The organism is Sphingomonas sp., assembly GCF_048594985.1.
Classification (GTDB): domain Bacteria; phylum Pseudomonadota; class Alphaproteobacteria; order Sphingomonadales; family Sphingomonadaceae; genus Sphingomonas_I.
This window is the reverse complement of record NZ_JBMDXG010000284.1, coordinates 1-6,789: the sequence shown is the minus strand read 5'-3', so window position 1 is coordinate 6,789 and position 6,789 is coordinate 1. Positions and strand designations below refer to the sequence as shown.

The 6,789-nt window shown below is 66.0% G+C and carries 7 protein-coding genes; all 7 read right to left on the bottom strand.

The annotated features are described in order from the left end of the window. Positions 1-41: 41 nt before the first annotated feature. Positions 42-917, bottom strand: coding sequence for an SMP-30/gluconolactonase/LRE family protein (locus tag ACOJSF_RS11450; protein WP_420142326.1), 876 nt, complete (start codon positions 915-917; stop codon positions 42-44). A 1-nt stretch (position 918) separates the two neighbouring features. Next, a complete protein-coding gene (locus ACOJSF_RS11445) occupies positions 919-1,695 on the bottom strand; it encodes an SDR family NAD(P)-dependent oxidoreductase (protein ID WP_420142325.1) in 777 nt (258 codons plus the stop codon). Beyond that, positions 1,682-3,124 carry an aldehyde dehydrogenase family protein gene (locus tag ACOJSF_RS11440; protein ID WP_420142324.1) on the bottom strand — a complete coding sequence of 481 codons (1,443 nt, stop codon included), beginning with the start codon at positions 3,122-3,124 and terminating at the stop codon, positions 1,682-1,684. The genes ACOJSF_RS11445 and ACOJSF_RS11440 overlap by 14 nt, the downstream gene beginning before the upstream one ends. 8 nt (positions 3,125-3,132) lie before the next feature. Beyond that, positions 3,133-4,275: a fumarylacetoacetate hydrolase family protein gene (locus ACOJSF_RS11435; RefSeq protein WP_420142323.1), complete on the bottom strand. Its 1,143-nt coding sequence runs from the start codon at positions 4,273-4,275 to the stop codon at positions 3,133-3,135. Positions 4,276-4,327: 52 nt separating this feature from the next. Next, the gene (ilvC, locus tag ACOJSF_RS11430) at positions 4,328-5,347 is read right to left on the bottom strand and encodes a ketol-acid reductoisomerase (protein ID WP_420142322.1); all 1,020 of its coding nucleotides are present in this window, start codon (positions 5,345-5,347) and stop codon (positions 4,328-4,330) included. 93 nt (positions 5,348-5,440) lie between these two features. Next, positions 5,441-5,956: an acetolactate synthase small subunit gene (ilvN, locus tag ACOJSF_RS11425; protein ID WP_420142327.1), complete on the bottom strand. Its 516-nt coding sequence runs from the start codon at positions 5,954-5,956 to the stop codon at positions 5,441-5,443. Positions 5,957-5,992: 36 nt separating this feature from the next. Beyond that, positions 5,993-6,789: thiamine pyrophosphate-dependent enzyme (locus ACOJSF_RS11420; protein ID WP_420142321.1), on the bottom strand; the 797-nt coding region annotated here is incomplete at its 5' end.

The window sequence follows — 6,789 nt, the reverse complement described above, 5'->3', positions numbered from 1 at the left end:
CGCTCCACTTCATTCCCTCCCACTCTCTCTGTATCGTTCCGTCAGCCGAGCTTGGCCACGTGACCCGCCAACCCCGCCACGCCGGCGTCGAACGCGAACAGATTCCCGGCGAGAGGTTGGCCCTCCAGCGCGGCGGCGTCGAGTCCCTTTCGCGCGGTCGTCGCATAGGCGGTCCGCAGGTCGGGCCCGCCGAACGCGATCTTGGTAACGTTGGCGCAGGGAAAGCGCACTTCCGTCACGACCTTGCCTGCCGGATCATAGCGTCGCGCACGCCACCCGCCCCACAGTCCGATCCAGATATGGCCGTCCGCGTCGCAGACCGATCCGTCCGGCCAGCCATCCGCTTCGTCGATCTCGGCGAAGACGCGCGGTGCGCCAAGAGTGCCGTCGTTGTTGATCGGGCACGCATGGATCACCCGCCCGAGCGTGTCGGTGTGGTAAAGCGTCTTTCCATCAGGGCTGATGGCGGGTCCGTTGGTGATGCAGACTGGGTCGAGCCCCGCATGACGCGCCTCGCCCTCTTCGAACGCATAGAGGTGACCGCTATCGGCGCCCTCGCCATCGTCCATCGACCCGAACCAGATCCGCCCCGACGCATCGACCGCCGCGTCGTTCAGCCGGTTGCCGGGCAGGTGCGTCTCGGGCGTGGCGACGACCGCGAACGTCCCCGTGTCGGGATAGAAACGCGCAATCCCCTGCTGCAGCCCGACGAGGAAGGCGCCATCGTCGGCGGGAAGGATCCAGCCCACCTGGCCCGGCGCGGTCCAATCGCGATGATCGCCCGTTGCGGGATCGAAACGGTGGACGCGATGCTGCTTGATGTCGACGAAATACAGCGCCTGCTCGCGGACGACCCAGACGGGTCCCTCGCCCAGCGTCGCCTGGACGCTCAGGATGCTGGTTGGTTCGGTCGTCATCTCAACGCCACCCCGCATCGACGAAATAATCGTGCGCGGTGCACATCCGCGCATCGTCCGATGCCAGGAACAAGGTCATGGCCGCGATGTCGGACGGCTGGATACGGCCGTCGATGCACTGCGCCGCGACAATTTCGGCCTCGCCCTCGGGCGTGTACCATTTCATCTGGCGCGGCGTCTGGACGTTGCCGGGCACGATCGTGTTCACGCGAATATTGTCGCGCCCCAGATCGCGCGCCAGCGCGCGCGTCATGCCCTCGATCGCGGCTTTGGCGGTCTGGTAGAGGACGAGGTCGGGCAGGCCGAGGTGCCAGCTGATCGACCCGAAGTTGAGGATGACGCCGCCGCCCGCGCGCTTCATCGCGGGCACGACGGCTTGCGCGGCGAAGAAGAGGTGGCGGAGGTTCACCGCCATCCGGTCGTCCCAATATTCGGGCGTGACCTCTTCCACCTCGTGCCGGTCGTCGTTGGCGGCATTGTTGATGAGAATGTCGATCCCGCCCAGCGCGCCTTCGATCTCGGCGAGCGTAGTCCGAAACGTGTCGAGGCTGGTCAGGTCGCAATGCCGGAAGATCGGAACGTGCGCGCTGTCGGCCAGCCGCTCGACCAGCGCGCGGGAGGGATCCTCGGCGATGTCGATGAAGGCCACACGCGCGCCCTGTCGCGCAAACCCTTCGACGAGGCCCTCGCCGATGCCACTGCCGCCCCCGGTGACGAGGACGCGCTTATCCTTGAGACTGGGATAGACCGCGCGCGCGCCGCGCTCAGTCTCCGACATAGACGGTCTTCATCTGGGTGTAGAATTCGACCGCGGCAAAGCCCTGTTCGCGCGCGCCATAGCTCGATCCGCGCGTGCCGCCGAACGGCACATGATAATCGACCCCGGCGGTCGGCAGGTTGATCATCGCCATGCCGGCGCGAATGTTCTTCTTGAAGTGGCGCGCATGCTTCTGGCTGTTCGTGACGATGCCGGCTGACAGGCCGAAATCGCCGCGATTGGCGAGCTCCAGCGCCTCTTCGTAGTTCTTCGCGCGCACGGTCGAGACGACCGGCCCGAACACCTCCTCGGTGTTGATGCGCATGTCGGGATTGGTGTCCGCGATCAGCGCGGGGCTCATATAATAGCCGGGCGTGTCGAGCGTCAGGCGATCACCACCGGTGACGAGACGGCCGCCTTCTTCCCGCGCGATGTCGACGTAGCGCAGGTTCTGCTCATACTGCGTGTCGGACGAGGCCGGGCCGACCTGCGTCGACGGGTCGAGCGCGGGACCGACCTTGAGCGCCTTGGCGCGCTCGGCCAGCGCCTCGACGAAGCGATCGTGGATGCCGTCCTGCACGATTACCTTGGACGATGCGGTGCAACGCTGCCCGGTCTGGAAGAAGCCGCCGTCGAGCGCGATCGCAACCGCGCGATCGAGGTCGGCATCATCCAGCACGACCAAGGGGTTCTTGCCGCCCATTTCCAGCTGCACGCGCGCCTGGCGCGTCACCGCCGCGATCGCAACCTTGCCACCGACCGACTGGCTGCCGGTGAAGGAGATGGCGTTGACGTCGGGGTGCTCGACGATCGCGGAGCCGACGCCGCCTTGCCCCAGGATGAGGTTGAAGATGCCGGCGGGCGCCTTTACCGCCTCGGCCGCCTCGTGGATGATCTTGGCGAGCGCATGGGCGATGGCGGGCGTCGGATTGGCCGACTTCAGCACCACCGTGTTGCCGAAGGCGAGCGCCGGCGCGGATTTCCACGCGGGGATCGCGATCGGGAAGTTCCACGGCGTGATCAGGCCGTAGACGCCGACCGCCTCGCGCCACACCTCGACATCAAGGCCCGGCCGGGTCGATTCGAGCGTCTGGCCGTGACGGCGCAGCGCCTCGCCCGCGAAATATTTGAAGATGCGCGCAGCGCGCATCACCTCGCCCACGCCCTCGGGACGGGTCTTGCCTTCCTCGCGGCTGAGCAAATCACCGAGTTCGGCGGCGCGGGCGATGATGGTCGTCCCGACCTTGTCGAGCAGATCCGACCGCAGTTCGGGCGAGGCGCCCGACCAGGCTGGGACAGCCGCGCGCGCGGCGGCGACGGCGGCATCCACCTCGGCCTTGCCGCCCGCCGGATAGGAGGCGACCACCTCGTTGGTGTCGGACGGGTTGATGCTGTCGAACGGCGTGTCGCCGCCGACTTCCTTGCCGCCGATGAAATGGGTGAGCTTCATGATAGTCCTTAGGCCGCGATCAGGCCGCGTGCATGGAGGTTCTGGAACAGTCCGGTGATGCCGAGCGTCCACGCGGGCGCCGACTTGGAATGGACGACGCGGTTGACGAGGCGGCCAAGCTTGGGCGTCGAGATCGTGACCACGTCGCCCACCTTGTGGGTGAAGCCACGGCCCGGCTCGTCGCGGTCCTGCGTCGGCGCGAACAACGTGCCCAGGAACAGGATGTAGCCATCGGGATAATGATGCTCGCTCATCGCCTGGGTAACGAGATCGACCGGATCGCGGCTGATCTGATCCATCGAGCTGTGGCCCTTGAGGACATAGCCGTCCTCGCCCTCGATCAGCAGGTCGACTTCGGCCGCGCGGACATCGTCCATCGTGAAGCTGTCGTCGAACAGGCGGACGAATGGCCCGAGCGAGCAGGAGGCGTTATTGTCCTTGGCCTTGCCGAGCAGCAGCGCCGAACGCCCCTCGAAATCGCGCAGGTTGACGTCGTTGCCCAGCGTGGCGCCGACCGGCTCCCCGTGCGAATCGGCCAGGATCGCGATTTCGGGCTCCGGATTGTTCCAGCTCGAATCCGATCGGATGCCGACATCCGCGCCCCAGCCGACCGTCGACAGGACGGGGGACTTGGTGAAGATTTCGGCGTCGGGACCGATCGCCACTTCGAGATATTGCGACCAGACGCCCTCTTCGATCAGCGCGTCCTTGAGCGCCATCGCTTCGGCCGAACCCGGTTTCACGCCGCGGATGCCGCCGCCGATCCGCGCTTCCAGCCCGGCGCGGAATTCCGCCGCGCGGGCAAAGTCGCCGCGCGCGCGCTCCTCGATCACACGCTCCAGCGCGGAAACGGCGAAGGTGACCCCCGCGGCCTTCACGCATTGCAGGTCGACCGGGCTGAGCAGCTTCGGCCAGCCGGCGTCGCCGCCCAGCTCGCCCAACGCCCGGCCAGCGGCGGCGTCGAACGCACGATCGGCAACCAGCTGCGAGGCAGTCGGCGCCACGCGGCTCATATCATGCAGCACGCCATTGGAAACGAGCACCGGCGACGGGCCTTCCGGCGTTTCGATCCGACCGAGGAACAGGCCGTCCCGCCAATCCTCCGCCAGCATGGTCGCAGGTTCGAACGCCGCCATTCCGATGCTCTCCATTTCTGTTAGCGCTAACAGCGCGTGATAGTGCCCGCTGTCAAGCGGGCGGCTATCAGTTACGCTCCTTGTCGACCAGCTTGTTCTTCGAAATCCACGGCATCATCGCGCGCAGCTCTGCGCCCACTTTTTCGATGCCGTGCTCCGCCTGCAGCTTGCGGCTGGCCTTCATTTCCGGATTGCCCATGCGGTTGTCCATCATGAAGCGCTGGACGAAGCGGCCGCCCTGAATGTCGGCGAGGACGCGCTTCATTTCCGCCTTGGTCTCGTCGGTGATGAGGCGCGGGCCGGTGTGATAGTCGCCATATTCGGCGGTGTTGCTGATCGAATAGCGCATGTTGGCGATGCCGCCCTCATACATCAGGTCGACGATCAGCTTCACCTCGTGGAGGCATTCGAAATAGGCCATTTCCGGCGCATAGCCCGCCTCGACCAGCGTATCGTAGCCCGCCATGATAAGGTGGCTGAGACCGCCGCACAGCACTGCCTGCTCGCCGAACAGGTCGGTCTCGCACTCTTCCTTGAAGGTCGTCTCGATCACGCCCGAGCGGCCGCCGCCGACCGCGCTGGCATAGGACAGCGCCACGTCATGCGCGTTGCCGCTCGCATCCTGATGGATCGCGATGAGGCAGGGGACGCCGCCGCCCTTCACATATTCGCCGCGCACCGTGTGGCCAGGCCCCTTCGGCGCGATCATGAAGACGTCGATGCCCGCCGGCGGCTCGATCAGCCCGAAATGGACGTTGAGGCCGTGGGCGAAGGCGATCGCCGCGCCGTCGCGGATATTGTCCTTGATGTCCTTTTCCCAGATGCCCGCCTGATGCTCGTCGGGGGCCAGGATCATCACGATGTCGGCCCACTTGGCCGCATCGGCCACGGTCATCACCTTGAAGCCCGCCTCCTCGGCCTTCTTGCCCGAGGCCGAGCCCGGACGCAGGCCGATCGCGACTTCGGCGACGCCGGAGTCGCGCAGGTTCTGCGCATGGGCGTGACCCTGGCTGCCATAGCCGACGATGGCGACCTTCTTGCCCTTGATCAGGCCGATGTCGGCATCGGAATCGTAGTAAACGCGCATTGATCTGCCCCTTCGATTGAGCGTGTCCCGCCATCGCGGAACCGGACTTCGGTTGAAAATCTGCGGCGGCCGCGCGCCGCGTCTACATCTGGATCAGTCTACCTTGTGGCCGCGCGCGATCGCGGCGACGCCGGTGCGCGCGACCTCGATCAGGCCGACCTCGCGCATCAGCTCGAGAAACTTGTCGACCTTCTCGGTCCCGCCCGTCACCTCGAACACGAAGCTGGAGATAGTCGCGTCGACCACGCGCGCGCGATACACCTCGGCCAGGCGCAGCGCCTCGATCCGGTGGTCGCCCGTGCCCTTGACCTTCACCAGCGCCAGTTCTCGCTCGACATGCGGCCCTTCGGCGGTGAGGTCGTGGACCCGATGCACCGGCGGCAGCCGATCAAGCTGCGCGATGATCTGCTCCAGCATCGCGGGCGAGGTCTGCGTAACGATCGTGATGCGGCTGACCGTTTCGTCCTCGGTCACCTCGGCCACGGTCAGGCTCTCAATATTGGAGCCGCGGCCGGCGAACATGCCGGCGATCCGGGCGAGGATGCCCGGCTCGTTGGCGACGGTGACGGCGAGCGTATGGCGCTCGATGACTTCGGTGCGGATGTGCATCATCATGGTCCTGCGAAAACGGAGCGTCAGATCGGATCAGACGAGCGCCTTGGCCTCGTCGTCCATCTCGCCGGAGACCTCGTTCGCCTGCAGGATCATGTCGGTGTGCGCCGCGCCGCTCGGGATCATCGGGAAGCAGTTGGCCAGCTTCGCCACGCGACAGTCGACCATCACCGGGCCGTCATGCGCCAGCATCGCGGCGATGCCGTCGTCCAGCTCGTCCGGCCGCTCGATGCGGATCCCCTTCCACCCATAGGCCTCGGCCAGTTTCACGAAATCGGGCAGCGAATCCGAATAGCTGTGGCTGTGGCGCCCCTGATAGGTCAGGTCCTGCCACTGCCGGACCATTCCCATATATTCATTGTTGAGGATGAAGATCTTGACCGGCAGCGCATATTGCGACGCGGTGCCGAGCTCCTGGATGTTCATCTGGATCGACGCTTCGCCGGCAATATCGATCACCAATGCGTCGGGATTGCCGATCTGCGCGCCGATCGCGGCCGGCAGGCCATAACCCATCGTGCCGAGACCGCCCGAGGTCAGCCACTTGTTCGGATCCTCGAAGCCGAAATGCTGCGCGGCCCACATCTGGTGCTGGCCGACCTCGGTCGAGATGATCGGCGCCTTGTCCTTGGTCGCTTCGTACAGCGCGCGGATCGCACGCTGCGGCATGATCTCCCGGCTGGAGTCCGGGAAGTCGATGCAGCGCATCGCCCGCCATCCCTCGATCCTCCCATACCAGTTGGCGAGGTCCTTCTGCGCATGGCCGCGTTCCTTCCTCAGGTCGACCATCGCCTCGATCGCGCGACCGAAATCGGCGACGATGCCGAGTT

What these genes read in the sequence shown, in the direction of transcription:
- ACOJSF_RS11450 (WP_420142326.1), bottom strand. Translation starts at nt 917, where the DNA reads ATGACGACCGAACCAACCAGCATCCTGAGCGTCCAGGCGACGCTGGGC.
- ACOJSF_RS11435 (WP_420142323.1), bottom strand. Translation starts at nt 4,275, where the DNA reads ATGGAGAGCATCGGAATGGCGGCGTTCGAACCTGCGACCATGCTGGCG.
- ilvN (WP_420142327.1), bottom strand. Translation starts at nt 5,956, where the DNA reads ATGCACATCCGCACCGAAGTCATCGAGCGCCATACGCTCGCCGTCACC.
- ACOJSF_RS11445 (WP_420142325.1), bottom strand. Translation starts at nt 1,695, where the DNA reads ATGTCGGAGACTGAGCGCGGCGCGCGCGCGGTCTATCCCAGTCTCAAG.
- ACOJSF_RS11440 (WP_420142324.1), bottom strand. Translation starts at nt 3,124, where the DNA reads ATGAAGCTCACCCATTTCATCGGCGGCAAGGAAGTCGGCGGCGACACG.
- ilvC (WP_420142322.1), bottom strand. Translation starts at nt 5,347, where the DNA reads ATGCGCGTTTACTACGATTCCGATGCCGACATCGGCCTGATCAAGGGC.